The following is a 25,866-nucleotide window of genomic DNA, read 5'->3' on the forward strand; positions in this document are numbered from 1 at the left end:
TGGCCCCCTCGGCTCGGTCGCGTCACGTCCGCCGCCGGCGGCTCACATCACGCTGCCGCCGACCATCTTGCGCAGGGTCGGCCAGTCGACCTCGCCCGTCGCGGTGAGTCCGACGGCCGTCTGGTACTCGCTGATGTGCGCCGCGACGCTGCTGCCGTAGCGGGTGGGCGTCACCTTGCCGGTACGGAGGTTGTCGATGCCGTACTGGGCGCGGACACGCGCCTTGGACAGGTCGTCCGCGGAGTAGCTGCGGTTGTACGCCCACCAGAAGGCCGCGATGAGCTGCGTGGTCTCCATCGTGCTGCTCCCGGACTTCACCTCTTCGGGGGTGACGCCCTGGGCCCAGAGGGAGGTGAGGGTGGCGCGCCCGAGGGTGCCCGGCGCGTCGGTGTTCAGGATCTCGCCGGAGTTCTTGCCGTTGTCGACGGCGTCCTTGACGACGGCGCGCTGGTAGCAGGCGATCGCGTCACGGGTCGCCCCGTCGATGACACCGCGGCTCCAGCTTCCCGTGAGCCTGCAGGGGTTGCCGCTGCTCATCGCGGCGAGCCGCTCCTGGGCGTACTCGACGACGAGGTCCTTCGCGTTGCCCTGCACCCACGGGGGCACGGGCTTCGCCGAGGCCGGCGGGGGCGGGGGCTGCTGGTTGCCGCCGCCTCCCGTGCCCGGGCCGGGGTCGGTCGGCGCGCCGCCGCCGGAGCCGCCGGAGCCGCCGCCGGTGGCCCCGCCTCCCGTGCCGCCGCCGGCGCCTCCGTCACCGCCGCCTCCGTCGTCCTCCCCGGGCGGCGGGGGGCCGCCGCCGTCCAGCGGGGGCGGCTCGTCGCCGGGCGGCTTCGCCCCGCCGGACGTGGCGCCGCCGCCGGCGCTGGGCGGGGGTGCCTCGGGCAGCTCGTCCCCGTCGCCCTGCGGCGCGGGCCTGGGCGCGCCGGTCGCCTGGATCTCCTTGGCCGCGCTGACGATCTTCGGGGAGAAGCCGAACCAGAGCACGGCGAAGGCGATGGCGGCGGTCACGAGGAGCCCGCCGACCACGACCAGCCAGTTCCCGAGGACGGGCCGCTGGTCGTACGTGCCCTCCAGGTCGAGGGCGGTGTCGTCGCCCGCCCGGCGGACGGCCACGGTGAACCGGTGCGACTCCTCGGCGCCGGTCCACCGCACGGCCTGCGGCCGTACGACGAGTTCCCCGAAGGCGGCGCGGCCGGGGGCGATCTGCACGGCGTTCGGCCGTACGTCGAAGGTGAGCCGGTTGGCCTCGTCGCGGACGATCAGGGACGCGGTGAGCGGGGTGTTGCCGAGGTTGTCGACGGCGATGCGGGCCCGTCCCCGGAAACGTCCGACGAGCGCGGGCGGCAGCAGTTCGGCGCGGGTCTCGGCGAAGGGCGTGACGGTCAGCCGGCCCTCCACCACGTCGCGGGCGGCGGAGTTCTCCCGGGGGTCGACGCGGATGCCGTAGGCGAGGGGACCGGCCTCCACGTCCGACGAGCGGGGCGGAGCGAAGGTGATCTCGGCGGTCCCCTCACTGCCCGGGTAGAGGCGGAGGACGTCCGGCTCCACCCGGGACCAGCCCGAGGGTTTGCCGACGAGGGAGAGCCGGTACTCCTCGACGGTGTCCCCGGTGTTGCGCACCCGCAGCCGGGCGGAGGTCCGGGTGCCCGGCTCGATGGTCACATCGGCCGGGTCCAGAGAGGTCCACATGGTCATGGGCGCAGGCTAGAGGGGCGGTCCTGCCGTCCGGCTGCCCGAACGTCTCTGTTCGGGGGCAGCACGAGGTGCCCCCGGCGGCCTCGCGGGTGCGCCCCGCGGGCGTGCGTACGGCCGGCCGGCCGCGCGGCGGGCCGGGTCGTGGGTCGCCGGCGTGACCGGGAGGGCACGCGCCCCTGCCCTCGCGACCGCCCCTTCTTCCCTCGCCGCGGCGGTGGGCGCGCGGCGAGAGTCGGAAGCGTACGAACGCCGTCCGGGACGAGAGCCGTCCAGGACCGAGGGGAGGGCAGGCGGGATGGAGTCGATGCATCGCGGCGGGCCGGAAGCGCACCGAAGCGGTCGCCCCGTGCCCCGCCCGGCGCGCGCGCCGCTCTCGGCGGACGCGGCACGGTTCGCGGCGGCCGGCGGTGCCGCGCGCCTGGATCCGGGTGCGGCGGCGGCGCTCCAGCGCGCCGTGGGAAACGCGGCGTTCGCCGCGGCGGTGCAGCGCTCGGCGGAACGGGACGCGCACACGCACGGCCCCGGCTGCGGGCACGGGGAGACCGTGCAGCGGTCGGCGGAGCGCGACGCGCACACGCACGGGGCGGGCTGCGGGCACGGGGAGGCCGTGCAGCGGTCCACGGTCCCCGATGTGCTGCGCTCGGCGGGCCGCCCGCTGGAGGACTCGGTCCGCACGGACATGGAGTCCCGGCTCGGAGCGGACTTCTCCGATGTCCGCGTCCACGACGACGCGGCCGCGAGGGCATCGGCGGCGGAGGTGGGTGCCCGTGCGTACACCTCGGGTGCCCATGTGGTCATCGGCGACGGCGGCGGCGACCGGCACACGCTCGCGCACGAACTGACCCACGTCATCCAGCAGCGGCAGGGCCCGGTGGCCGGTACGGACAGCGGCGACGGGCTGAAGGTCTCGGACCCGTCGGACCGCTTCGAGCGGGAGGCGGAGGCCAACGCGACCCGCGTCCTGAGCGGTCCCGCTCCCGCGACGGCGGCCGAGCCCGTCCAGCGCGCCGCCCGGCCGGCCCGGTCCGCGGCGGCGTTCAGCTGGGCCGACCCCATCCAGCGCGCCTGCGCCAGCTGTACCAACCCGAACTGCACCAACAAGTCGCTGTGCAAGTTCGGCACCCCGACCTACCAGGTCGGCACGCACGGCAACAAGAAGAAGGAACAGACCCGCCTCGCGCAGCTCTACGGCGCCCCCGTCAGCGGCAACACCCACGAGTCCGAGCACGTCATCGGCTACGAGCCGCTCTCCCAGACCAGCGGTCTGACGCGCGGCGGCTCCTCGGCGGCGAGGCAGCTGGAGAACCGCGCCCACGCCTACCAGGAAGTGGCGCCGTTCCACCGTGCCCACATCGGCACGGGAACGACCGGCACGGCGGACGCGTCCGGTCTCAACTCCCACGACTACCGCGCCCAGCAGCGCGCCCTGATGGTGTCGGGCGACATCAGCAGCGCAGTCCAGCTCAACCAGCTCGGCTACGCCCATCTGCCCGGGTTCCAGAACCAGGCCGCCACCCCCGCGCTGCAGCAGGCGAACGACTCCTACAACGCCATGGTCGGTTCCATGCACTCCACAGGCGTCACCTACGCGGGCCCCACGGCCAACACCACCGTGGGCGTGGACTGGTGGCAGCAAGCGGAGATGCACGCCGCCCGGCTCATGGCCCAGGGCCGCAGCCTCGACGAGGCCCGGCACGAAGCGTACAAGCGCTACAACCCCGACTACGAAGGCTGACACGGGCGCCCACAGCCGCAGCCGTCGCCTCTGATCCGTCCCACCCGTCCCTCCAGGAGTCTCCAGCATGCCCACCTACCTGTCCCCCGGCGTCTACGTCGAGGAAGTCGCCAGCGGCTCCCGCCCGATCGAGGGTGTCGGGACGTCCGTCGCCGCCTTCGTCGGACTGTCGCCGACCGGCCCGCTCAACGAGCCGGTGCTCGTCACCAACTGGTCCCAGTACGTGGCGTCGTTCGGGGACTTCACGGACGGGTACTACCTCGCCCACTCCGTGTACGGCTTCTTCAACAACGGCGGCACCGCCGCCTACGTGGTGCGCGTGGGCGGCGGCGACGCCCAGGGCGCCACGGAGCCCGTCGGAGCCGGCGCCGCCGCGCCGCGCGAGCTCGTCGCCGGTGAGGCCGTCGCGCTCGGCACCTTCCGCGTCGCGGCCGTCGCGGCCGGGTCCGAGGCCGGTGGCGCGCTCACCGTCGAGGTGCAGGACGTCGAGGGCGAGGCCGAGCGGTTCAAGCTGGTCGTCAAGGACGGCGAGAAGGTCGTCGAGAGCTTCGACGCCTCCGCGAAGAAGAGCGCCCGCAACTACGTCGTCGCGCAGGTCAAGCAGCGCTCCAAGACCATCGTCCTGGAGGAGGCGGCGGCCGGCGGGCAGCTCGCCCGGCCCGACGCGCAGACCGTGACCCTCGCCCCGCCGGTGCAGGCCCCCGCACCGGTCGCGACGCGGGCCGACGCGCCCGCCGCGATGGAGTCCGGCCAGTTCATCGGCGACTCCGCCGACCGCACCGGCTTCGGCGGCCTGGAGGCCTTCGACGAGATCAACATGGTCGCCGTGCCGGACCTGATGGCCGCCTACCAGCAGGGGCTCATCGACCTGGAGCAGGTCAAGGCCGTCCAGCTCGGCCTGATCGCGCACTGCGAGCTCATGGGCGACCGGATGGCGATCCTCGACCCGCCGCCGGGCCTGAACGCCCGGGACATCCGCAAGTGGCGCCAGGAGATCGCCGGTTACGACTCGCGGTACGCGGCGCTCTACTACCCGTGGATCAAGTCCTTCGACCCGGCCGGCGGCCAGACCCGCACGGTGCCGCCGTCCGGCCACATGGCCGGCATCTGGGCCCGGAACGACTCGGAGCGCGGTGTCCACAAGGCCCCCGCCAACGAGATCGTGCGCGGCGCGGTCGACCTGGAGCTCCAGATCACGCGCGGCGAGCAGGACCTGCTCAACCCGATCGGCGTGAACTGCATCCGTGCCTTCCCCGGCCGGGGCATCCGGGTGTGGGGCGCGCGGACCCTGGCCTCCGACCCGGCCTGGCGCTATCTGAACGTCCGCCGCTACTTCAACTACCTCGAGGAGTCGATCCTCGTCGGCACCCAGTGGGTGGTCTTCGAGCCCAACGACCAGTCGCTGTGGGCCCGCATCCGGCGCAACATCTCGGCCTTCCTGGTCAACGAGTGGCGCCAGGGCGCCCTGTTCGGCCAGCGCGCCGAGGACGCCTTCTACGTGAAGTGCGACGCGGAGACCAACCCCCCGGAGTCGGTGGACCTCGGCCGGGTGGTCTGCGAGATCGGCATCGCCCCCGTGAAGCCCGCCGAGTTCGTGGTCTTCCGCCTCGCGCAGTTCCAGGGAGGCGGCGGCGAGCTGGAGGAGTAGTCCCCCCTCGCAGCACCCCCGTACATCCCGACCCCCTCATGAACAGGAGTGACCCGCATGTCCCTCGACACCGGTGACGCCCTCACCACCCACAATTTCGGCCTGCAGATCGACGGCGTCATGGTCGAGACCCTGCAGGAGATCAGCGGCCTCACGATGGAGCAGGACGTCATCGAGTTCCAGCAGGTCTCGGCGGACGGCAAGCCGATCATCAAGAAGCTCCCCGGCGTGAAGAAGGCCGGCGAGTGCACGGTGACCCGCGGCGCCACGCAGTCCGCCGCCTTCACCGAGTGGATCTCCGCGTCCATCGCCGGCGACATGGGCTCGGCCCGCAAGGACGCGTCGATCATCTTCCTGGACTACCAGCTGACCGAGGTGAAGCGGTACAACCTCCGCAACGCCTGGTGCACCAAGGTCGAGCTGAGCTCCACCAAGGCCGGTGACGCCGCCGCGCTGACCGAGCAGGTCACCATCACCTTCGAAGAGCTGACCCTCGGCTGATGCGACGCGAAGGATCGTCGGGAGCGCAGCCCGACCGCCCACAGGAGCCGCTGCGGACGGAGTTCGAGTTCGAGCTGCCGCGCGGGTTCGTCGACGAGGCGGGCACCGTGCACCGCCGCGGGGCCATGCGGCTGGCCACGGCCCGGGACGAGCTGCTCCCGCTGCGGGACATCCGGGTCCGTGAGAACCCGGCGTACCTGTCCGTGGTGCTGCTCGGCCGGGTCGTCACCCGGCTGGGCACGCTCCCGTCGGTCCACGACGGGACGGTGGAGAACATGTTCGCCTCCGACCTGGCGTTCCTCCAGGACTTCTACCGGCAGATCAACGCGGAGGGCCACACGAGGGCCGCCGTCGCCTGCCCGCACTGCGAGGAGTCCTTCGAGGTCGAACTGGCCGGGAGCCGCCTGGGGGAATCGTGACGTACGCGGCCGACCGGATCGAGGAGGAGACCGCGTACCTCGCCTTCCACTTCCACTGGGGCATGGACGACATCCTCGATCTGGAGCACGCGGACCGGCGGAGGTACGTGGCACAGGTGGCCTCGCTCGTGGAGCGGTCGCAGGCCTAACAGCATTTCTGTGAAAGGAGGTTGGAGACGGTGGGGATGTTCGAGAAGTGGCGGGGACGGAAGGCGGCCGATGCCGGTGCCGGTGCCCCCGCGCGGGACGCGGCGCCCGTCGCCCCCGCGACGGCGACCGGGGACGCGTGGCTGGGGCTGCCGCCCGTGCAGCGCGTCCTGGACGGCGCGCCGCGCACCGTCACGGAGCACGGCTTCGCCGCGTCGCTCGCCACCCACTGGAACCCCTCCTTCCAGACCGACCTCGGCCATGGCGCGGTGCCGGACGCGCCCGGAGGCGTACTCCTCGACGCGGTGCGCCCCGTACGGGAGCCGGCGGGCGCCCCGGCCGCGGAACTTCCGGGGCTGCGGCTGCCGGTGGCCGGGACGGTGCCGTCCACGCCGTCGGTTGTACAGCGCGCGATCACCGCGGAGGCGCCGGGCGGACGAAGCGCCTCCCCGTCCGGACGGGGACAGGGCGAGCCGGGCGCTCCGGCACGGGCCGACAGGCCTGTCCTGGGGCGGGGCGACGCGGCCACCCCGGCGAGGGGCGAGGCGCCCGCACCGGTACGGGGTGTGGCGTCCGCACCGGCGGGGAGCGACGCGGCGCCCACAGTTCGGGCTGCAGCCCCTTCACCGGTACGGAAACCCGTACGGGGGAAGGCGGCGGTTCCGGTACGGGGTGGAGCGTCCGCACCGGCGGGGAACGACGCGGCGCCCACAGTTCGGGCAGAAGCCCCCTCACCGGTACGGAGAGACGCAGCCACCCCGGCACGGGCCGAAGTACCCACAGCCGTACGGGGGAAGGCAGCTGCGCCGGTACGAGGTGAAGCGTCCGCACCGGTGGGGAACGACGCGGCGCCCGCAGTTCGGGCAGAAGTCCCCTCACCGGTACGGAAGGACGTGGCCACCCCGGCACGGGCTGAGGTGCCGACACCGGTACACAGGCACGCGACCGCTCCGGCGCGCGGTGAGGCAGCCTCTCCGGCACGGGGTGACGTGACCACTCCTGTAGGGAATCGTTCTGCCACCCCGGTACGGGACGGCGCCGCCGCTCCGGCACAGGGCGGCAGCACCCCGTCCACGACCGGGCGCTCCGTCCCTCCCCGCTCGGCCCCGCCCCGCTCCACGCCTCCCGCGGTCCAGCGTGCCGCCGCGCCCGCGAGTGCTCCGGTCCGGCCGTCCCGGCCCTCCGTGCCGCCCGTGAGCGAGACAGTCGGCACATCGGGCGCGGAGCGGTCGACCTCGCCTGCCACGCCCCTGGGGCCCGTCCGTCCCACGGCCGTGCGGCGTTCGCCGCTCGTCTCCGCCCGGCCCGCCCAGCCGCCACGGCGCCTGACTCCGGCCGGCGCCGCACGACCGGCCGACCGACCCACCCCCGGCACCGCTGGCGCCCAGACCACGGCAGCCCCCACGCGTACCGCCGAGACGGGGTCCACCGCCCCGGCCGGCGTCACTCCCACGACCGCGACCGACACCGCCGCCCCGGAGCCCCAGGCCACCGGGCGGCCCCAGAACGTCCCGGGCCCTGCTTCCCCCGCTGGGCCCGGGACTCCCGTCGGCGCGCTCGACGCTCCGGTGCAGCGCCGTCCTTCCGTACGGCGGTCACGGCGCGCCCCGGGTGCCGACTGGAGCACGACGGCAGCCACGCCACCGCCGGCCCCGCCGGCCCCGGCACCCCGGACCGACCCGGGACCTGCCACCCGACCCGTACCCCCGGCCGCTTCCCCGGCGGCACCCGCGCCTCTCCGCGCCACCACACCCCCGGCCCGGCCGGGACTCGGCGCGCCCGTGCAGCGCTCCGCCACCGACGCACCCGCGCCGCAGGCCAGGTCCGCACCGCGCCGATCCCCGATCGGGGCGCCGATCACGCGTCCTTCCAACGCTCCGGAGGCCGCCGCCTCGCCCGCCTCAGAACCCTCGCCGGTCCAGCGTGCGACGGCGCCCCTGCCCCCGCCCACGGATTCGGCCGGCACGCCCGGTCGCGCCACCCCGACGCAGCCCGAGCCGGGCGTCCCGACGGGTCGGCGCACCGCTGCTCCCCTGCCGACGGCCCCGCCGCAGGCTCCCGCACAGGCCGAACCGAGCCCCGCCGTACAGCGCGCCACGGCGCCCCAGCCTCCCCGGAGCCGCACCCGCACCCCGGCCGCGTCCGAGACCCCCGCTCCCCTTCCCGTGGTCACGGTCACCGACCTTCCCCGGGCCACCGCGCCCACCGTCCAGCGACGTTCGGCGCGCCCGCTCGCCACCACCCGCCCGCTCACCCCGAACCTCCCCGGCACCACAGCCGCGCCCGCCGGCCCCCGCACCTCCACCGGTCCTGCCTCGCGCACGGCGTCCCCGGCGGCCGTTCCCGTCGCCGCGCCCGGCATCTCCGCCGTCCCGCTGTCGCACCACGCGCCTCAGCCGACCGCCGCCGTCCCTCTCTCCCGCCCCTCCCCCCTGCCCACCCCCTCCGTCCAGCGCTCCGCCGGTCCGCCGCCCGCCGGCGCCGCCCGTGGCGTCGTCGTCCCCCTCGCCCCGCCGTCCGCCGTGCGGCCCGTCGCCCGCCCCGTGGTCGTCCAGCGCCAGAGCGCTCCCGCGCCCGCCGCCACTCCTGTTCCCGCGCCCGTGCTCCCCGTCCCGATCCAGCCGACCGCCGCCGCTCCCGGTGCCACTCCCCCGGCGCCGCGCACCCCCACGGTCACCCGTACCGCCCCCACCCCCTCCCCCGTACAGCGCAGCACGGCGCCCGCACCACCCGCCTCCACCGCCTCTCCTCCCGCCTCCGAATCACCATCCCAGCTCGACGAGTTGGCCCGTCGTCTCGTCACCCCGCTCTCGCGCCTCCTGCGCGCCGAGCTCCGCGCCGACCGTGAGCGGGTGGGCCGGCTCCGCGACCACGGCCACTGACCCACGAACGACCGCACCCGCCTACCCGAGAGACCCTCCTCATGCCCACGCAGCTGGACCCCGCATCCACCGTCTTCTTCAAGCTCACCATCGACGGCCAGGACCTCGGCCTGTTCAACGGCTGCGACGGCCTCTCCTCCGAGGTGGAGGTGGAACAGCGCCGGGAGGGCGGCAACAACGGCTTCGTCTGGCAGCTCCCCACCCGTGTCACGTTCTCCACGATCCGCCTCACCCGCCCCCTCACCCCGGACACGGCCAAGGTGGCCGCCTGGATCTCGTCCCTCGCCACGGGCATCACGCGCCCGACGGCGCAGATCGCGGCGCTGCGCGCGGACGGATCGACGGTCGCGCAGTGGGGGCTCGTCGAGGTGCTGCCGGTGCGGTGGACGGGGCCGACGCTGGACCCGGCGAGTCCGGCCGTCGCCACCGAGACGCTGGAGATCGCGCACCACGGCTTCACCGACGCGGGGGGCGCCTGAGATGGCGGGGATCATGGGGGCCCTGGCGGCCCGCGGGCTGTCCCGGGCCTCGCTCGCCATCCATCAGCCGCCGACGGATCTCGGCGGCTCGATGGGCGGTCGGATGGGCGAGGTGAAGTTCCAGTTCAATCCGGACCAGTTGCAGCTCAGCCGGTCCGCGCACTGGCACACCGAGCCGGCCGTCGCGTACACCCGTGGCGCGCCGCCGAAGTTCACCGGCAGCGTGCCCGCCCAGCTCCAGCTGGAGGTGTTCCTGGACCGGTCCGACGACCCTTCGTCCAACGACGTGCAGCAGCAGGTGGAGCTCCTGCTCTCCTGCTGCGAGGTGACCCAGCAGAGCATCAGCGCGAAGGCGCCGTCGCCGCCGTGGGTGGAGTTCTCGTGGGGGTCGTTCTCGACGGTGCGGTTCGTCGCCTACGTGACCTCCGTGTCCGCCACGTACACCCTCTTCAGTCCGAGCGGCATCCCGATCCGCGCCACCTGCTCGCTGTCGCTGACCGAGGTCGCCACCGCGACCAAGAAGCAGAACCCGACGTCCGGCGCTCTCTCGGCCCGCAAGGCGCACCGCACCGTCGCCGGGGACTCCCTCGCCTCGCTGGCCTGGCGGGAGTACGGCGACGCGACGCGCTGGCGGGTCATCGCCGAGGCGAACGGCATCGACGACCCGATGCGGCTGCGCCCGGGCACGGAACTGCTGCTCCCGTCCACCACCGACATGCCGGAGACCGAGGGCGCCTCATGAGCGAGAAGACCTTCACCACCGTCCTCCACGTGCAGCTCGACGGCACGCCGCTCCCGGACCCGCTGGCGGTCCGGCTCACGGAGGGCTGGGTGGACGCCAGTGTGAACGTCCCCTCCGCCTTCCAGCTGACCTTCAGCGACAAGGACGGGACGCTCACCGAGAAGTTCCCCTATCTGAAGGTCGGGGCCATGGCGGTGCTGTCGCCGTTCACCGACGGGCGGCTCGGCGAGCCGATGCTGACCGGTGAGGTCACGGCCGTGGAGGTGGACGCGGCTCCCGGGCACGGCCGGTACCTGATCCTGCGCGGCTACGACCCCGGCCACCGGCTGCTGCGCAACCGGCGTGTCGAGGGCTACCCGAACATGACGGCGTCGGACATCGTCCGGAAGCTCGCCGCGCTGAACCGCATCCCCCTCGGCAAGGTCGAGGCCACGCCCACCGTCTACGAGCTGGCCACCCAGCCCAACATCACGGACTGGGACTTCCTGTCCCGGCTGGCCCGGGAGAACGACGTCCGGCTCTCCGTCGACGCGGCGGGCCGGCTCGTCTTCGCGGCGCTGCCGCCGGCCTCCTCCGCGCCGTCCGACACCGCGCCGGCGGCGGCCAGCCCGTACGTCCTGGACTTCGGCGCGAACACCCTGCACAGCCGGGTGTCGGTGACGGCGGCCGGTCAGGTGGGGAAGGTCGACGTGCGGGGCTGGGATCCCCGTACCAAGCAGGCACTGTCCTCGCCGACGCCGGCCGTGGCGAGCCGGGAGATCGTCTCCGACATCACTCCGGCGCAGCTGTCCGCTCCCTTCGGCGCGGCCGAACTCGCCGCGACCGGAACGCCGTTCACGACACAGTCGGAGGTGACACGGGCGGCGACCGCGCTCGCGGACGACGTCACCGGGTCGTTCGCCGAGGTGGAGGTCGCCGTCACCGGCAACCCGTCGCTGAAGCCGGGGCAGCCGGTGGCCGTGAAGGGCGCGGGTTTCCCCTTCGAGGGGCGCTACACCGCCACCGGGGTGCGCCATGTCTTCGCCTCGGGGCGGCAGTTCACCACGTGGCTGACGGTGTCGGGCCGGCAGTTCCGCTCGCTGTACGGAACGGCCTCGGGCGGCGGCGAGCCCGCGCCGCCGATGCCGGGCGTCGCGGTCGCGCTCGTCACCAACACCAAGGATCCGCTGTCCCTCGGCCGGGTCAGACTGCGCTTCCCCTGGCTCTCGGCGACGTACGAGAGCGGCTGGTGCCGGGTCGCCCAGCTCGGCGGGCGCGGCGGCGGCGGTCTCATGCTGCCCGAGGTGGACGACGAGGTGCTCTGCGCCTTCGACCGGGGCTCTCTCGAACACCCTTACGTCCTGGCCGGGTTGTACAACGGCGTCGACCGGAACACGCCGGCGACGGACCGGGTGCCGCCCGTCGATCCGACCAGCGGACGGGTCCAGTGGCGTGCCCTGACCTCGCGCACCGGCCACACCGTGGAGCTGCGCGAGGAGGGCGGCCGGACCCGCGCCTCGCACGGCATCCGGCTGCGGACGTCGAAGGGCGGGCTGAGCGTCGAGCTGAACGAGGCCCGCACGACGCTGACGATCGACAGCGACGGAACGGTCACGATCAGCGGGGCCCGGGGGGTCACGGTCGAGTCGGGGATGGACCTGGAGCTGTCCGCCGCGGGGAAGATCCGGCTGAACGCGGGCCTGGGCGTGGACATCAAGGCCGGGGCGAAGTTCAAGGTGCAGGCGCTGACCCAGGCCGTCGTCAACGCGCCGATGTTCATCACCTCGACCGTCCCGATGCCGAACCCCGTCGCGGCGAACCTGCCGTTCTGAGCGGAAGGAAGAAGCCATGAGTGAGCACTTCGTCGGTGCGGGCTGGGCCTTTCCCCTGCGTACCGGGCCGAGCGGCTCCATCGCCCTGGTCCGGCGCGACCGCGAGATCGAGGAGTCGATGCGCCTGGTCCTGGCCACGGCGCCGGGCGAGCGCCCGATGCGTCCCGAATTCGGCTGCGCGGTCCATGAGTTGGTGTTCGCTCCGGTCAACGACGCGACGATGGGTCGGGTCCGGTACGAGGTGATGTCCTCGCTCGACCGCTGGGAGCCGCGCATCGAGGTGGAGGAGGTCACGGTCGCCCCCGCGCCCGGGGAGCCGACCACGCTGTACATCGACATCCGCTACCGGGTGCGCGGCGCGAACAATCCGCGCAATCTCGTCTTCCCCTTCTACGTCATCCCCTCCGAGGACTGAAAGAGCCGCCATGGCCCTGCCCGCACCCCATCTCGACGACCGTCGCTTCCAGCAGTTCGTCGACGACGCCAAGCGCTACATCCAGCAGGCGTGCCCCGAGTGGACCGACCACAACGTCTCCGACCCGGGCGTCACCCTGGTCGAGGCCGTCGCGCACATGGCGGACCAGCTCGTCTACCGGCTCAACCGGGTCCCGGAGAAGAACCACCTGGCCTTCCTCGACCTGCTCGGGGTGACGCTCTTCCCGCCCGCCGCCGCCCGCGCCGACATCACCTTCCGGCTCTCCGCGCCGCAGCCCGAGCCGGTGCTGCTGCCCACCGGCACGGAGGTGTCCACCGGACGCACGGAGACGGAGGAGGCGGTCGTCTTCGCGACGACCGCCGATCTGACCGTCGTCCCCTGCGAGTTGACCCGGCTGCTGCGGCAGGAGGCCGGGGGCACGCCCGAGGACCGCTCGCAGGACATCGTGGGCGGAGAGGACGTCCCGGCCTTCTCTCCCCTACCGCGTGTCGGGGACGCGCTGCTCCTGGGGCTCTCGGCGGCCGTGCCGGACTGTGTGCTCGTCCTCGACCTGGACAGCCGGGTGGACGGCGTCGGCGTGGACCCGCGCCGGCCGCCGCTGGTGTGGGAGGCGTGGTCGGCGGCCGAGGGGTGGGTCGCGTGCGAGGTCGACGAGGACTCCACGGGCGGACTCAACCGGCCGGGCGAGGTGGTGCTGCACATGCCGTCCGGGCACGCGGTCTCGCGGCTCGGCGGGCACGAGGCGGGCTGGGTGCGCTGCCGGGTCGTGGACCCGGCCGAGGGCCTGCCGTCCTACAGCGAGTCGCCGACGGTACGGGCGGCGGGCGCGTTCACCATCGGCGGGACGGTGCGGGCGGCGCACGCGGAGGCCGTGCGGGACGAGCGCCTCGGCGAGTCCGAGGGCGTGCCCGGCCAGCGGGTGCGGCTCGCGCACGCCCCGGTCGTGGACCGGCCTCCGCTGCTCCTCCAGGTCGCCGAGCGGGCGGACGGCGGCGGGGCCGAGGAGGACCCTGAGGCCGGCTGGCAGGAGTGGACCGCCGTCCGCGACTTCGCGTCCTCGCGCCCCGGCGACCGGCACTTCACCCTGGACGCGACGACCGGCGAGATCGCCTTCGGCCCGTCCGTGCGCCAACCGGACGGCACGCTGCGGCAGTTCGGCGCGGTGCCGCCGAAGGGCGCCGCGATCCGCGCGGTCCGCTACGGCACCGGGGGCGGCCGTGCGGGCAACGTGGCCCGGTCCACGATCACCGTCCTGCGCAGCTCCATCCCGTACATCGCGCGCGTCGAGAACCGTGAGGCGGCGCGGGGCGGCGTGGACGGCGAGACCGTCGAGGAGGCCAAGTCCCGGGCGCCCATCACCCTGCGCGCGCAGGAACGGGCCGTCACCGCCCGCGACTACGAGGAGCTGGCCCGGCGGGCCGCGCCCGAGGCCGCCCGGATCTCGTGCCTCGCGGCGGACGGCGCCGAGTCGGGCGAGAACGCGGTCCGGGTCCTGGTGGTGCCGCAGGCGGTTCCCGACCGGGGCGGACGGCTGCGCTTCGAGCAACTGGTCCCGGGCGACGAACTGCTGTCCCGGGTGACGGGGTTCCTCGACGAGCGCCGCCCCCTGGGCACCCGGCTGGCTGTCGGGCCGCCGTTCTACCAGGGGGTGACGGTGGTCGCGACGCTCCACTCGTTCCGGGCGGCCGAGGCGGAGCGAGTACGCGCCGAGGCACTGGACACGCTCTACGCGTACCTCGACCCGCTGACCGGCGGGGCGCACGGCGAGGGATGGCCGTTCGGGCGCCCGCTGCGCGCCGGTGAGGTCTTCGCGGCGCTCCAGCGGGTCCCGGGGGTGGAGCTGGTGGACGAGGTCCTGCTGCATCCGGCCGATCCGCTGACCGGCCGGCGCGGTGACACGACGGACCGGATCGAACTGGCCCCGTCCGCACTGCTGTTCCCGTTCGACCACCGTGTCCGTGTGATCGAGGCGCGGTGAGCGGCTCCGCGCGGGGCACGGTCCCCGGGCTCGCGACCCCGTACCCGCTGGGGGCGGCGCTGCCGGCCGTCTACGCGGAGGACGACTTCGGGCAGCGGTTCGTGTCCGGTCTCGACGTCGTCCTCGCTCCCCTGTTCAACGTCCTGGACTCCCTTGAGGCGTACTTCTCGCCCGCCCTGGCCCCCGACGACTTCGTGGACTACCTCGCGACCTGGGTCGGTGCGGAACTGGACGGCGGCGAGCCGCTGCCGCTGCGCCGGCACGCGGTCGCCTCGGCCGTGGCGCTGCACCGGGTCCGGGGCACCCGGCAGGGGCTCGCGGCGGCGGTCCGGCTGGCCTTCGGCGTGGCCCCGGAGATCACCGAGAGCGGCGGGGCGAGCTGGTCCGCCCGCCCGCTCGGCCCGTTCCCCGGGGCACCGGTGGCCGGGCTGCACGTCGTCCTGCGGGTCGCCGACCCGGCCGCCGTCGATCCGCACCGGCTGCGCGCGGTCGTGGCCGCGGCCCGCCCCGCGCACCTGCCGTTCACCGTCGCGGTGACCTCTTCCCGTACATCCGAAGGAGCATGACCCCCATGAGTGACGCGCCCCAGTCCCGTCCCTGCCCGGACTGCGCGAGCCCGGTGCGGACGACGGACCAGTCGTTCTGCGACAGTTGCGGAGCGTTCCTGCGCTGGGACACCCCGGCCGGAGCGGCCCCGGCCGCCACGTCCGAGGAGGCGCAGGAGACGGCCACCGCGCCACAGGAGGACCGGCCGCTCGCCGGTGCGGGCTCGGGGGCGGGATCGGGCAGTGACAGTGCCTCCGGCTCCGGCTCCGGCTCCGAGGAGGTCACGGCCCCACTCCCCGCCGTGTCCGCATCCGCATCCGCCGAGGCGCCCGCGACCGTACCCGTACCCGAGGCGAGGACCGAGCCGGAGGAGGCGTCGACCGCGCGCCCCGCGTCCGGTGGATCCACTCCCGGGGAAGCGGCGTCGCCCGCCCCCGAGAACCCCTCGGACACGGTCGTACGCTCCCTCCTCGTCCCGGTCCCGGGGAACCGGCCCGCGGAGCCGGCCGTCGCCGCTCCCGTGCTCCCCGCGCGCCCGGAGGCGGCGCGTCCGGCGGTACGGGCCGCCGCGGCGCCCGCGCCCGTCGAGGGCGGCACCCCCTGCCCGGCCTGTTCGCTGGCCAACAGGCCGGGCCGTCACTTCTGCCGCTTCTGCGCGACCCCCATGGTCCCCGAGCGGCTCTCCACGGCCGAGGGCCCGTACGCGGGCCGGCGGCCCGGGCTCGCCCGCGACCGGAGCCGCGTGCTGGTCCGCGCCCTGATCGCCACGGCGATCGTGGCCGTGGTCGTCGGCGGCGTCTTCGGCGGCCCGCCGGCCGCCCGCGCGGTGCAGGACCACTTCGCCACCCGGGTCCCCGTGCACCCCGTGGCCTGGGTGGCCTCGCACGCGGCGCCGAAGCAGGAGCCGAAGCTCGCGGGCGACGGCTACTCCAACACCTGGTGGGGCACCGGGTACGCGGGCGACTCGGCGGGCCAGTACCTGGAGGCGCGCTTCGCCGAGCCGACCGATCTGCTCAGCCTCCTCATCACCCCGGGCAGCGCGAAGAACACCACCCAGGCGGACGGCCAGGCCACCCCGCAGACCTTCGACCTCGTGGTCAAGGACGCGGCGGGCGAGCTGCACGTCTCGCACCACCGCATCAACGACGGCGGCACCCAGCGCGTCGACCTGCGGGTCCGGGACGCCCTGTCGGTCCAGCTGGTCCTGCGCACGGCCTGGCGCGCCGACCCGCGCAAGCAGGTGGCCGTCGCCGAGCTGGAGTTCTTCGGCCGGTCCGTCTCCTGACCGGCGTCACCCGTCGAGCAGCCGGTACAGCTCCGGGCCGCCCCGCTCCGAACGGACGAGTGCCGTCGGCGCGGGAGGCGGCGACGGCACTCGGAGGAGGGGTCGGGGTCAGGGGCAGCTGATGCGAATGTCACCCGTGTCGGTGGTGCAGGTGTCGCTGCCGGGGCCGCCGTTGGCGGTGTCGTTGCCGGCGATGCCGTCGGTGGTGGTGAGGCGGTCGTTGCCGTAGTAGCCGGTCAGGGTGTCGTTGCCCGGGCCGCCGTTCAGGGTGTCGTCGCCGAAGCCGCCGTCGATGTTGTCGTTGCCGAAGCCACCGTGGACGGTGTCGTTGCCGTAGCTCGCGCGGATGGTGTCGTTGCCGCCGAGACCGCAGATGACGTCGTTGGAGTAGCCGCCGTTCAGGGTGTCCGCGCCACTGGTGCCGATGATCGTGCAGCCGCGGGCGTTGTTCACCGAGGTGGTCGCGGTGGCCGTGTTGCCGGTGGTCACCGGGTCGGGCTGGGTGGCGGTGACGCCGGCCGTGTCCGTGAGCGTTCCGGTGGCCCGGGGTTCGGCCGTCACGGTGACCGTCGCGCCGGCGCCGGGGGTGAGGGAGCCGAGGGCGCAGGTGGCCCCCGTCGCCGTGGTGGTGCACGAGCCCTGCGAGGGGACCGCCGAGACGAGCGTCCCGCCGGCGCCGGACAGCGTGTCCGTCAGCGTGACGCCGGTCGCGGTGGCGGTGGAGGACGACGCGTTGGTGACGGTCACCGTGTACGTGGCGCGGTCGCCGATGCTCACGGTGGTCGTACCGGACTTGGTCACCGACAGGTCGGCGTACGGCGGGGGCGGGGGCGTTCCGTCGCCGCCCTGGTAGCGGGCGAGGGCGAAGGCGAAGCCCGCCCCGTAGCCGGCCGCGACGATCTTGCCGTCGGGCTCGACGAGCACCCCGCGGGCCTCGTCGAAGTCGTTGAAGCCGGTCACCACGAAGCCGTCTCCGCCGAAGCCGGTGTCGACGGTGCCGTTCGCCAGGAAACGGACGAGGCCGAAGTCGTTGGCCTCGGAGCTGTTCGGGTCGTCGGCGCGGCCGGCGAGCACGATCCGGCCGTTCTGTTGGAGCGCCATGGCGTAGGCGAGGCCGCCGTCGCCCGGGGAGCTGACCGAGGTACGTCCGGCGGTGCCGAAGCCCGCGTCGGGGGTGCCGTTGGCGTTGTAGCGGAGCAGGGCGTAGCCGGCGCCGCCGGCGCCCGCGGCGAGGATCTTGCCGTCGGGCTGGACGGCCACGGCGTTGCCGAACTCGGTGCCGCCGAAGTCCGCGGTGACCATGCCGTCGCCGCTGAAGGTGGTGTCGAGGGTGCCGTTGGTGTTGTAGCGGGCCACGCCGATGTCGAAGGCGGTGTTGCCGACGTAGCCGACGGAGACGATCTTGCCGTCCGGCTGGAGGGCCATGCCCCGGGCGATGCCGCCGCCGTCCTGGGGCGAGGTGGGTGTGAAGCCCGCGACCACGGCGCCGTCGCCGCCGAGCGTCGGGTCGAGGTCCCCGTCGGTGTCGAGGCGGACCAGCGCGAAGCCGCCGCCCGCGCCCTTGCCCGCGGCGACGATCCGGCCGTCGGGCTGTACGGCGACGTCGGCGCCGTCCGCGGACCCGCCGAACTCGTCGACCCGTACCAGGCCGCCGTCGCCGAAGCCCGTGTCCAGGCTCCCGTCGGTGTTGTAGCGGGCCACGGAGAAGAAGCAGCAGCCTCCGCCCTCCTCCGCGAGCACCTCGGTGGTGCCCGCCACGACGATCTTGCCGTCCGAGGGCTGGATCGCCACGGCGTTGGCCGAGTGGGCGCCCCCGCCGAAGTCGCTGGTCGTCGTGCCGTCGCCGCTGAAGGCGGGGTCGAGGCCTCCGCCGGTGGTGTAGCGGGCGAGCGCGAAGCCGGCCTCGCTCGTCCCCACGACGACCAGCTTTCCGTCGGCCTGCCGCGCGATGTCGTGGCCCTCCGCGTAGCCGGTGATGGGGGTCGTCACCCGGCCGCCGGTCCCGAAGGCCGGGTCCAGGTCACCGGGGGCCGCGAGGGCGGTACCGGGCAGGGCGAGGACGAGCGCGAGCCCGAGCGCGACCGGTGCCCCGGCCCTCCCGCCCGGTCGGCGTCGCCGTGCCGCCGGTCTGAGAAGTGCGTGGGTCATGGGTGGGCGAACCTCCGTCTTCGCAGGTGAACAGGGCCAGCGGACAGCTTCGGCCCGGGGCGCTCCCTGTCCGCGCGAACCGTGCCGGGCTGCGCCCCACTGGCCCCGGGGAACCACCCCCGCGAGGGAGCGCATGGGGGCGCGCGGACCGTGGGCGTCCCTGATGCGGCGTCAGGGACGGTTCAGGGGCGAGCCGGGGTGATCCCCGGCGCGACGCACGGACCGGGCGGACAGACTCGAAGGGACATGATCGACATCTGACGAGTGGAGCTCCCCATGCGCCGTTCCTCGACCCTGCCCCTGGCCCTGACCCTGGCCGCCGCCGTGGCGTTGGGCCTCGCCGCGCCGGCGCAGGCGGGCCCCGCCGGGCCCGCCCGTGCCTCCGCGCTCGACCGTGACGGCGTCGAGCGCGTGGCTGTCGGTCCTTCCGGGGTCGATGGTTCCGGGATCGACCGTGAGGCCCTGCGTGCGGCGATGGTCCTCCGCCCCGACGACGGGATCGCGGGGATCGTGGCCGAGGTGCACAAGGGCGGGGAGACCTGGCGGGGCACGTCGGGGGACACCGTCTCCGGGCGGCGCGTCAGCCCCGACGCCCACTTCCGGATCGGGAGCATCAGCAAACCCATGGAGGCCGTGATCCTGCTCCAGCTGGCCGGCGAGGGACGTGTCGATCTGGACCGCAGCGTCCAGCACTACCTGCCGGGGCTGCTGCCGGAGAGCCGCTTCCGGGAGCCGATCAGCGTGCGGCAACTGCTCAATCACACCAGCGGTCTGCCGGACGACTTCGAGGGCGCCCCGGCGCCCTCCCCCGAGGAGGAGATCGAGCGCCGCCTCGACTACCTCACCTTCGACGAGGTCATCGAGCAGACGCTCCGCCCCGAGGGCAGGCCCGCCCCCGGCCCGCACTTCAGCCCCGGCACCCGCCAGCAGTACAACTCCTTCGGCTACCGCATAGCCGGCAAGCTGATCGAGGAGATCACCGGGCACTCCTACCAGTACGAGGCCACGACCCGGATCCTGCGGCCGCTGAAGATGCGGGAGACCCGGGCGGCCGTGCCGGACCGCAGCACCGCCGTGCCGCGGCCGTACCTGGCCGGGTACCTGTCGCGGAGCGACGGCGAGCCGGTCGACGCCAACGTGCAGGGCGGGCTGCCCGCGAGCACGACCTCCACCACGGGTGACCTCGACCGCTTCATCACCGGCCTGTTCGACGGCCGACTGCTGCGGCCGGCGCAGACGGCGGAGTTGTTCACCGTGCCGAAGGGCCCGGACGGCAAGCCGCTGCCGTATGCCGACGGCGCCTCGTGCAACACCGGCCCCGCGAGGGGGACGGCCTGCTTCAGCGTCGGTCTGATGTCCACGCCGCTGCCCGACGGCTCGGTCCTCTGGGGCAAGACCGGCTCCGAACCGGGCTACAGGTCCGGTGTCTTCGCCTCCCGGGACCTCGACCGTCGCGCGGTCTACGCGATGGGCACCTCGACGTCGAGGGTCAACGGCGCCCCGGCGGTCGCCCAGCGCCTCGCCCTGGCCGCCTTCACCGGCTGACGGTGGCGGCGGTGGGAGTGAGGGGAGGGGTGGGGGCGAGGGCGTCCCCGGCGCCGGTGGTGGGCGGAGCACCGCGTACCCTCGCCTCCGACGGTTGCGGGACAGACGGTGGGTAGGGAACGGAAGATGGCTGAGGCGCCCGGGCAGGGTACGGAGTCCGGTGACGGCGGCAGGGCGCGGGCCTCGACCGTGCGCGTGTTCGTCGCGCTCGCCCCGCCCGACGACGCCAAGGACGAGCTGGAGCGCGCGCTGGGCCCCGCGTACGAGGCGTACCCCCGCATGCGGTGGAACCGGATCGAGGACTGGCACATCACGCTGGCGTTCCTCGGGGAGCTCCCGGTGGCGACCGTCCCGCTCCTGCGGCCCCCGCTGGCGGAGATCGCGGCGGCGCGGCGGCCCGTGGAGCTGGCGCTGCGCGGTGGCGGGCACTTCGACGACCGGGTGCTGTGGAGCGGGATCGACGGGGATCTGGACGGACTGCACGCGCTCGCCACCGAGGTGCGGACAGTCGTCAAGGAGTGCGGGATCCCCTTCGAGGAGCGGCCGTTGCGCCCGCATCTGACGCTCGCCCGGGCCCGCCGCGACGATCCGACCTCCGTGCTGGAGGCGGCGGCCGGGCTCGCCGGCTTCACCGGCCGAAGCTGGCCCGCCGAGCGCCTCCACCTCGTCGGCAGCGACTACGGGCGCGGTCCCGGCCCGATCCGCTATCGCGACATCGAGTCCTGGTCCTTCGCCCTGCGGTAGCCGTGGGTGCGGCACTCGAGGGTGAAGCCCAGCGAGCCGTACAGCCGCGCGGCCGGGAGGTTCTCGGCGTTGTGGTTGACCGTCACCCGCCGGAGACCGAGCTCCGCCATGCGGCGCATGGACGCGGCCATGACGGCCCTGGCCAGGCCCCGGCGGCGGAAGGCCTCGTGGGTGCCGACGGGCTCGAAGTGGCCCAGGCCGTTGCGCGCGTCGACCCAGTGGACGGAGTAGGCGCCGATGCGCCCGTCCGGGGCCTCGGCCACGATCTCGCCCGCCGGGTCGTATCCGGGCCGGGTCATCATCCCGTCCCGGTAGGCGGCGCCCGTCCAGTCGGAGCCGAAGGAGGCGTTGCGCGCCTCGGCCAGGGCCTCGGCGTCGTCGAGGGTGGCCGCCCGGACGGTGAATCCCTCGGGCACCACGACGGGAGGGAGGTCGGCCAGGTCCCTCGTGTTCACGTCGTCCCAGACCCGGAAGAAGGTGAAGCCCAGCTCGTTCAGCAGACGTCCACGGGTCGTGTCCGTCTCGAACAGATCGGTGAGGACGTACTCCTCGTCGTCCGCCATGTGCCGTGCGGTGGTGTCCGCGGCGAACGTCAGCATCGCGCGTTCGGAGTCGGTGCCGCGCAGTTCCGGCGCGCAGAACGCGTCGAACGCCGAGCCGAACCGCAGGCAGATCGTGACGCCCCCGATCCGGCGCTCGTGCCCGTGCTCTCCCGTGTGCTCCCAGACGTGCACCAGGTCACCGACGGGCAGGCCGCCGCGCAGGTTGTCGTACACGCGGTGGGGAAGCTCGCCCACGTGGTCGTAGGCGTCGCGCCCGGCGGTGGCGATCCATTCCGCCACCGTCTCCTGGACGCGGGGCATGTCGGAGGGGAGGAAGGGGCGCGGTGTGAGCATGATCGTCTTATATCCGTGCCGATCGGGCGGGAACAAGCGGGTTTCCGCCCGGGCGGCTGAGCGGCCGGGGCAGGGCGGCTGAGCGGCCGGGGCAGGGCGGAGGAGCGGCCCGGGCAGGGCGGAGGAGCGGCCGGGGCCGGGCGGAGGAGCGGCCCGGGCGGGGGCTGCGCGGTCCGGGCGGGCGGCTGCCGTGCCGGTCAGCGGCCGTACATGCCGCGGCAGAGGTCGGCCGCGCCCATGGGGGCCCGGATGGTCTCGGCCTGGTGGCAGAGGCCGCGCATCTCGGGTGGCCGGCCGTCCGTCTGCCGGGGCGGGCGGACGGTGGCGGGCCGGTTCTTCTGCGGAGCACGGGGAATGGCCCTCGTACCGGCTGTCCCGTTCCCGGCCGCGCTCTTTCCGGTCTTCGTGTGCGCGGTCTTCCTGCTCCCGGACTTCCGGTTCCCGGACGTCCTCGTCCCGGTGTTCCTCTGCTCCGGCTTGCGGGGCCGGTTCGCCGTGGTGTGCGGACGGTTCGCGGCCGGACCCTGAACAGGTGCGCGCCCGGCGGAGGGTCGCTCGTCGGACGCGTCGGCGGCCGGCCCGGCGGAGGTACGGGCCGGTGGGGCGGCCGGCCGTGGTTCGGTGGCGGTGAGCACCTCGCGCGGGGCGGGTTCCGTGGGCGCGGGCCAGGTGGGGAGCGGCGCGGGAGGCCGGTCGGCGGCCGGGGCGAGCCCGCCGGGGCGGGCCGGTGGGGCCGGGGCGCGGCCGTGCGGGACGGCCACGCATCCCGTGGTGAGGAGCGCGATGAGCAGGAGGAACGTCGTGCGGCGGGCGTGCATGGGAGTCACGGTGCCCGAGCCGCGACGGGAGGGTACGGCGGCTCGGCCCGAGTCCACCGTGACGAGTGAACCGCCCGCCGTCCGTGGACGGAGCGGTGCCGCGGTGTGCGACCCGCGCCCACGCCCTCCGTACGACTTCGCGCTCCGGCGGATGGCGTAACCCTCGCTGGGCCGACCCCTTCAAGATCAATAACCTGACGCCCGGCGCGTGACCTCGCGTCTGTCGGACAGAGAAGGCAAGCGACTTCCCGTGAGAATTCCGATGTTGCAGCGCATGACCTGGTTCACCGCGACGACCGCACTCCTGACGGTTCTCGGCACCGCCCCGGCCGGAGCGGCCGACACATGGCAGCAGGTGGGCACGGACTCCCGCAGCGGAGTCAGCGGCCTCGCGTACGAGGGACGCACCGAGGACGGGGACGGGGTGAACGCCCTGGTCGTGCACGACAACAAGAAGTCCGGGCAGCCGCGCCTGTCCCGGATCACGTACACCGAGGGCTCCACCGTGATCGCCCCGCTCGCCTGGGACGGCGCGGAGCCCGTCGATCTGGAGGCCGTCGAGCCGATCCCGGGCATGCCCGGGGAGTACCTGGCGGTCACCGGCCGCGGCATCCTCTACCGCGTGAAGGTCGTCGACACGACGGCGACGGTCGTCGACTACACCCCGCTGCCGGCGATCGGCGAGGGCGACGACTTCGAGAGCTTCGCGCTCGTGGCCCGGGGCGGGATGTTCGCGGCGCTGTGGGCGGACCGGGGTGCGGGCACCGGGCGGCCGGCCACCCTGTACGCGGCGCCTTTGTCGTTCGCGGCGTGGGGGCAGCCGCTGTTCGGCGCCGTCTCGCAGCGGACCTACCGGTCCTCGTCCCCGGCGGTCGACGGCACGCGGCACATCTCCGACATCACGGTGACGGACTCCGGCCGGATCGTGGTCGGTTCGGCGGGCGACGCCGGTGACGACGGGCCGTTCGACTCGGCGGTGAGCGACGCGGGCCGGGTGACCCTGTCGGCGGCGGGCCGGGTACGGATCACGCTGGCCGAATCGCCGACCGTGCTCGGGACGTTCCCGGGGTACAAGGTCGAGGCCGTGGAGTGTCTGCCCGGGTCCGCCGACGCCCTGCTCGGCACCGACGACGAGAACCTCGGCGGATACGTGCGGACCGTGCCGGTCTGCGCGACCTGACCCGGACCGCACCGCCGTGCGGCCGTCCCACCGCGGGCGGCCGCACGGCGGAGAGCGGTCGTTCACCGCTCGTACACCAGGACTTGGGATCACCGGCCCTCCGGCGGCTGCCGTGCCGACACGGAGAGGGACCACGCTCACGCAGGACCGAAGAGCCCCCCGTCCGAGGAGACTTGCGTGACTCGCTCCACCACCGCCCGGTCGACCGTACTGGCCCTGAGCAGCGTGCTCGCCGCAGCGGCCCTGGCCGTTCCGGCCCAGGCCGAGGACCATCACCGTGGCTCGGGCCGTTCGCTGCCCGTCGTGACGCCGCGCTCGGAGACGCCGGCGCTGCACGACGACGAAGCGGGCGGCAACGCGGACGCGGACGACCCCGCCATCTGGCGGAACGCCGCCGCACCCGGCCGCAGCCTCGTCATCGCGACCGCGAAGGAGGGCGGCCTGCGCGTCTACGACCTGGACGCGCGGCCGGTGCAGTCCATGGCGGCGCCGCCGGCCGCCGGGCCGGACCACGCCCCCGGACGCTTCAACAACGTGGACCTCGTCGAGGGTCTGCGGCTGTCCTCCGGCCGGGCCGACCTGGCCGTCACGAGCGACCGCGGCCACGACAAGCTGCGCTTCTACCGCATCGACCGGGACCGTGCGGGGGGCCCGCTCAGCGACGTCACCGACCCGGCGGCGCCGGCCGTGTTCTCCCGGGACCAGGCCGAGGTCGACGAGCAGCGGACCGCCTACGGACTCGCGACGTGGACGGACCCGGCGTCCGGGAAGGCCTACGCCCTGGTCAGCCGGCGCGAGCGCACCAGCATCGCGCTGCTCGAGCTGCTGCCCGCCCCCGGCGGCAGGGTCACCTACCGCAAGATCCGCACCCTGGACCTGCCCTCCTCCTTCCGCCTTCCCGACGGCACGTCGTGGTCGCCGTGCGCCGAGCCCGACGAGCTGCCGCAGGTCGAGGGCATGGTCGTCGACCCGGCGAACGGCACGCTGTACGCCGGGCAGGAGGACGTCGGCATCTGGCGCCTGCGCGCCGACCTCACGGGCACCCCGCGACTGATCGACAAGGTCCGTGAGTACGGCGTTCCCGGTGTCTACGACGAGGAGACCGAGGAGTGCACGCCGGGCGCCGACCCCGGCTACGGCGGCACGAAGCTGAGCGCGGACGTCGAGGGCCTGACGCTGGTCACCGAGCCGGACGGCGACGGCTACCTGCTGGCCTCCAGCCAGGGTGACGACACCTTCGCCGCGTACGACCGCGAGATCGGCGACGGCAACGAGTACGAGGGCGGCTTCCGGGTCGCGCCCGCCGGTACCCCGCAGACCGGATCGGTGCCGGACGGCTCCGAGGAGTGCGACGGCGCGGCCGCCCTGAACGCGCCCCTCGGCTCGGCCTACCCGAACGGGCTCCTCGTCGTCCAGGACGGTCACGACTCCCCCGGCGACGGCGACCGCCCGTCCACCAACTTCAAGTTCGTCGACCTCGGCAAGGTCCTCCACCCCCTCGACGACTGACCGGGCCGCCCCGGCGGCCGGCCGGGGCACCTCACCGGGGCCCGACAATTCCGTGGCGGGACGGCCTCTTCACGGAAGAGGATGGGCGTATGAATGATCAACCCGAGCGCTGGAGCCGGGCGACCGTCTACCCCGACATGTGGGCGGACCCTGCCGACGACCCTCGTGACACCGACGGCGACGGCCCGGAGGGCGAGCTCGCGACCCTGCTGGACTTCCTCTCCGGCTACCGTCTGACCCTGCGCATGAAGTGCGAGGGCCTGGACCCGGAACAGCTGGCCCGCCGTTCGGTCCCGCCGTCGACGATGTCGCTGCTCGGCCTCGTCCGGCACCTCGCCGAGGTGGAACGGGACTGGATCACCTGGATCACGGGTGAACCGCTGCCGAAGGTGTACGGGAAGCGTGACGCGGACTTCCACGAGGCCGTCGCCGACCAGGCGGTGGTCGACGCCGCGTTCGCCGATCTGGAGCGCGAGCAGGCCGCGGCCGACGCCGCCCTCGCCGAGCACACGGACCTGGGCGAGCGGCTCCCGAAGGACGGGATCGCGGTGCGCGAGCTGATGGTGCACCGGATCGAGGAGTACGCCCGGCACTGCGGGCACGCCGACCTGTTGCGCGAGTGCGTCGACGGGAGGGTCGGCCAGTAGCGGGGGTCCGTCCCCCCTCGTCTGCCGAGACCCGGCGCGCGGCCGGCCTCCTCGGCCGCCGGCCGGTGCGCCGGC

Annotated in this window: 22 protein-coding genes; 18 read left to right on the top strand and 4 right to left on the bottom strand. The window is 74.3% G+C overall.

Features of this window, described 5'->3' with window-relative positions:
* Window positions 1-42 precede the first annotated feature (42 nt).
* Window positions 43-1,695: a COG1470 family protein gene (locus IE237_RS10125; protein WP_189801453.1), complete on the bottom strand. Its 1,653-nt coding sequence runs from the start codon at window positions 1,693-1,695 to the stop codon at window positions 43-45.
* Between the two features lie 346 nt (window positions 1,696-2,041).
* Here IE237_RS10125 and IE237_RS40650 point away from each other — a divergent pair, with 346 nt between their 5' ends.
* From IE237_RS40650 to IE237_RS10190, 13 genes are all read left to right on the top strand, one after another.
* Complete coding sequence (locus IE237_RS40650) at window positions 2,042-3,430, top strand: eCIS core domain-containing protein (protein ID WP_370468159.1); 1,389 nt, start codon at window positions 2,042-2,044, stop codon at window positions 3,428-3,430.
* Between the two features lie 67 nt (window positions 3,431-3,497).
* Window positions 3,498-5,078: a phage tail sheath family protein gene (locus IE237_RS10135; RefSeq protein WP_189801454.1), complete on the top strand. Its 1,581-nt coding sequence runs from the start codon at window positions 3,498-3,500 to the stop codon at window positions 5,076-5,078.
* Between the two features lie 57 nt (window positions 5,079-5,135).
* On the top strand, window positions 5,136-5,579 hold the full coding sequence (locus tag IE237_RS10140) for a phage tail protein (protein WP_030693830.1): 444 nt from the start codon (window positions 5,136-5,138) through the stop codon (window positions 5,577-5,579).
* Window positions 5,579-5,998: a hypothetical protein gene (locus tag IE237_RS10145; protein ID WP_189801455.1), complete on the top strand. Its 420-nt coding sequence runs from the start codon at window positions 5,579-5,581 to the stop codon at window positions 5,996-5,998. Before IE237_RS10140 ends, IE237_RS10145 begins: the two co-directional genes overlap by 1 nt.
* The gene (locus IE237_RS10150) at window positions 5,995-6,147 is read left to right on the top strand and encodes a DUF6760 family protein (RefSeq protein ID WP_167346856.1); all 153 of its coding nucleotides are present in this window, start codon (window positions 5,995-5,997) and stop codon (window positions 6,145-6,147) included. The genes IE237_RS10145 and IE237_RS10150 overlap by 4 nt, the downstream gene beginning before the upstream one ends.
* A 1,779-nt stretch (window positions 6,148-7,926) precedes the next feature.
* Window positions 7,927-9,027 (top strand): hypothetical protein, encoded by a 1,101-nt coding sequence (locus tag IE237_RS10155; protein ID WP_189801456.1) that lies wholly within the window; start codon window positions 7,927-7,929, stop codon window positions 9,025-9,027.
* 41 nt (window positions 9,028-9,068) lie between these two features.
* The gene (locus tag IE237_RS10160) at window positions 9,069-9,506 is read left to right on the top strand and encodes a phage tail protein (protein WP_189801457.1); all 438 of its coding nucleotides are present in this window, start codon (window positions 9,069-9,071) and stop codon (window positions 9,504-9,506) included.
* 13 nt (window positions 9,507-9,519) lie between these two features.
* On the top strand, window positions 9,520-10,248 hold the full coding sequence (locus IE237_RS10165) for a CIS tube protein (RefSeq protein WP_370468160.1): 729 nt from the start codon (window positions 9,520-9,522) through the stop codon (window positions 10,246-10,248).
* Window positions 10,245-12,059: a VgrG-related protein gene (locus IE237_RS10170; RefSeq protein WP_189801459.1), complete on the top strand. Its 1,815-nt coding sequence runs from the start codon at window positions 10,245-10,247 to the stop codon at window positions 12,057-12,059. Before IE237_RS10165 ends, IE237_RS10170 begins: the two co-directional genes overlap by 4 nt.
* Before the next feature lie 16 nt (window positions 12,060-12,075).
* Window positions 12,076-12,474 carry a GPW/gp25 family protein gene (locus tag IE237_RS10175; RefSeq protein ID WP_189801460.1) on the top strand — a complete coding sequence of 133 codons (399 nt, stop codon included), beginning with the start codon at window positions 12,076-12,078 and terminating at the stop codon, window positions 12,472-12,474.
* 10 nt (window positions 12,475-12,484) lie between these two features.
* Window positions 12,485-14,473 (top strand): putative baseplate assembly protein, encoded by a 1,989-nt coding sequence (locus IE237_RS10180; RefSeq protein WP_189801461.1) that lies wholly within the window; start codon window positions 12,485-12,487, stop codon window positions 14,471-14,473.
* Window positions 14,470-15,039 carry a phage tail protein gene (locus IE237_RS10185; protein ID WP_189801462.1) on the top strand — a complete coding sequence of 190 codons (570 nt, stop codon included), beginning with the start codon at window positions 14,470-14,472 and terminating at the stop codon, window positions 15,037-15,039. The genes IE237_RS10180 and IE237_RS10185 overlap by 4 nt, the downstream gene beginning before the upstream one ends.
* Before the next feature lie 5 nt (window positions 15,040-15,044).
* Window positions 15,045-16,304: an NADase-type glycan-binding domain-containing protein gene (locus tag IE237_RS10190; protein ID WP_189801463.1), complete on the top strand. Its 1,260-nt coding sequence runs from the start codon at window positions 15,045-15,047 to the stop codon at window positions 16,302-16,304.
* A 108-nt stretch (window positions 16,305-16,412) separates the two neighbouring features.
* Here IE237_RS10190 and IE237_RS10195 read toward each other — a convergent pair whose 3' ends face one another.
* Window positions 16,413-18,452 carry a DUF11 domain-containing protein gene (locus IE237_RS10195; RefSeq protein WP_189801464.1) on the bottom strand — a complete coding sequence of 680 codons (2,040 nt, stop codon included), beginning with the start codon at window positions 18,450-18,452 and terminating at the stop codon, window positions 16,413-16,415.
* Between the two features lie 276 nt (window positions 18,453-18,728).
* On the opposite strand from IE237_RS10195, the gene IE237_RS10200 reads away from it, so the two are divergent.
* Together IE237_RS10200 and thpR are read left to right on the top strand one after the other, a co-directional pair.
* Window positions 18,729-19,997, top strand: coding sequence for a serine hydrolase domain-containing protein (locus IE237_RS10200; protein WP_229842502.1), 1,269 nt, complete (start codon window positions 18,729-18,731; stop codon window positions 19,995-19,997).
* A gap of 126 nt (window positions 19,998-20,123) precedes the next feature.
* On the top strand, window positions 20,124-20,741 hold the full coding sequence (gene thpR, locus IE237_RS10205; RefSeq protein WP_189801465.1) for an RNA 2',3'-cyclic phosphodiesterase: 618 nt from the start codon (window positions 20,124-20,126) through the stop codon (window positions 20,739-20,741).
* On the opposite strand, the gene IE237_RS10210 is transcribed toward thpR, so the two are convergent.
* Both IE237_RS10210 and IE237_RS10215 read right to left on the bottom strand, forming a co-directional pair.
* A complete protein-coding gene (locus IE237_RS10210) occupies window positions 20,702-21,637 on the bottom strand; it encodes a GNAT family N-acetyltransferase (protein ID WP_189801466.1) in 936 nt (311 codons plus the stop codon). The two genes, thpR and IE237_RS10210, sit on opposite strands and share 40 nt — an antisense overlap.
* Window positions 21,638-21,834: 197 nt before the next feature.
* Entirely contained in the window at window positions 21,835-22,455 is a 621-nt protein-coding gene (locus tag IE237_RS10215) for a hypothetical protein (RefSeq protein ID WP_189801467.1), read from the bottom strand.
* 274 nt (window positions 22,456-22,729) lie between these two features.
* On the opposite strand from IE237_RS10215, the gene IE237_RS10220 reads away from it, so the two are divergent.
* From IE237_RS10220 to IE237_RS10230, 3 genes are all read left to right on the top strand, one after another.
* Window positions 22,730-23,635 (top strand): SdiA-regulated/phytase-like domain-containing protein, encoded by a 906-nt coding sequence (locus IE237_RS10220; RefSeq protein ID WP_229842503.1) that lies wholly within the window; start codon window positions 22,730-22,732, stop codon window positions 23,633-23,635.
* Window positions 23,636-23,812: 177 nt separating this feature from the next.
* A complete protein-coding gene (locus IE237_RS10225) occupies window positions 23,813-25,144 on the top strand; it encodes a phytase (RefSeq protein WP_189801469.1) in 1,332 nt (443 codons plus the stop codon).
* Between the two features lie 89 nt (window positions 25,145-25,233).
* Window positions 25,234-25,791 carry a DinB family protein gene (locus tag IE237_RS10230; protein WP_189801470.1) on the top strand — a complete coding sequence of 186 codons (558 nt, stop codon included), beginning with the start codon at window positions 25,234-25,236 and terminating at the stop codon, window positions 25,789-25,791.
* The last annotated feature ends 75 nt before the right edge of the window (window positions 25,792-25,866 follow it).

Origin of the sequence: Streptomyces tanashiensis (assembly GCF_014648895.1) — a bacterium.
Classification (GTDB): domain Bacteria; phylum Actinomycetota; class Actinomycetes; order Streptomycetales; family Streptomycetaceae; genus Streptomyces; species Streptomyces tanashiensis.

Excerpts from the sequence above, each read along its gene's own strand:
- IE237_RS10125 (WP_189801453.1), bottom strand. The coding sequence starts at position 1,695 with ATGACCATGTGGACCTCTCTGGACCCGGCCGATGTGACCATCGAGCCG.
- IE237_RS10135 (WP_189801454.1), top strand. The coding sequence starts at position 3,498 with ATGCCCACCTACCTGTCCCCCGGCGTCTACGTCGAGGAAGTCGCCAGC.
- IE237_RS10140 (WP_030693830.1), top strand. The coding sequence starts at position 5,136 with ATGTCCCTCGACACCGGTGACGCCCTCACCACCCACAATTTCGGCCTG.
- IE237_RS10145 (WP_189801455.1), top strand. The coding sequence starts at position 5,579 with ATGCGACGCGAAGGATCGTCGGGAGCGCAGCCCGACCGCCCACAGGAG.
- IE237_RS10160 (WP_189801457.1), top strand. The coding sequence starts at position 9,069 with ATGCCCACGCAGCTGGACCCCGCATCCACCGTCTTCTTCAAGCTCACC.
- IE237_RS10165 (WP_370468160.1), top strand. The coding sequence starts at position 9,520 with ATGGGGGCCCTGGCGGCCCGCGGGCTGTCCCGGGCCTCGCTCGCCATC.
- IE237_RS10170 (WP_189801459.1), top strand. The coding sequence starts at position 10,245 with ATGAGCGAGAAGACCTTCACCACCGTCCTCCACGTGCAGCTCGACGGC.
- IE237_RS10175 (WP_189801460.1), top strand. The coding sequence starts at position 12,076 with ATGAGTGAGCACTTCGTCGGTGCGGGCTGGGCCTTTCCCCTGCGTACC.
- IE237_RS10180 (WP_189801461.1), top strand. The coding sequence starts at position 12,485 with ATGGCCCTGCCCGCACCCCATCTCGACGACCGTCGCTTCCAGCAGTTC.
- IE237_RS10190 (WP_189801463.1), top strand. The coding sequence starts at position 15,045 with ATGAGTGACGCGCCCCAGTCCCGTCCCTGCCCGGACTGCGCGAGCCCG.
- IE237_RS10195 (WP_189801464.1), bottom strand. The coding sequence starts at position 18,452 with ATGACCCACGCACTTCTCAGACCGGCGGCACGGCGACGCCGACCGGGC.
- IE237_RS10200 (WP_229842502.1), top strand. The coding sequence starts at position 18,729 with ATGCGCCGTTCCTCGACCCTGCCCCTGGCCCTGACCCTGGCCGCCGCC.
- thpR (WP_189801465.1), top strand. The coding sequence starts at position 20,124 with ATGGCTGAGGCGCCCGGGCAGGGTACGGAGTCCGGTGACGGCGGCAGG.
- IE237_RS10210 (WP_189801466.1), bottom strand. The coding sequence starts at position 21,637 with ATGCTCACACCGCGCCCCTTCCTCCCCTCCGACATGCCCCGCGTCCAG.
- IE237_RS10215 (WP_189801467.1), bottom strand. The coding sequence starts at position 22,455 with ATGCACGCCCGCCGCACGACGTTCCTCCTGCTCATCGCGCTCCTCACC.
- IE237_RS10220 (WP_229842503.1), top strand. The coding sequence starts at position 22,730 with ATGACCTGGTTCACCGCGACGACCGCACTCCTGACGGTTCTCGGCACC.
- IE237_RS10230 (WP_189801470.1), top strand. The coding sequence starts at position 25,234 with ATGAATGATCAACCCGAGCGCTGGAGCCGGGCGACCGTCTACCCCGAC.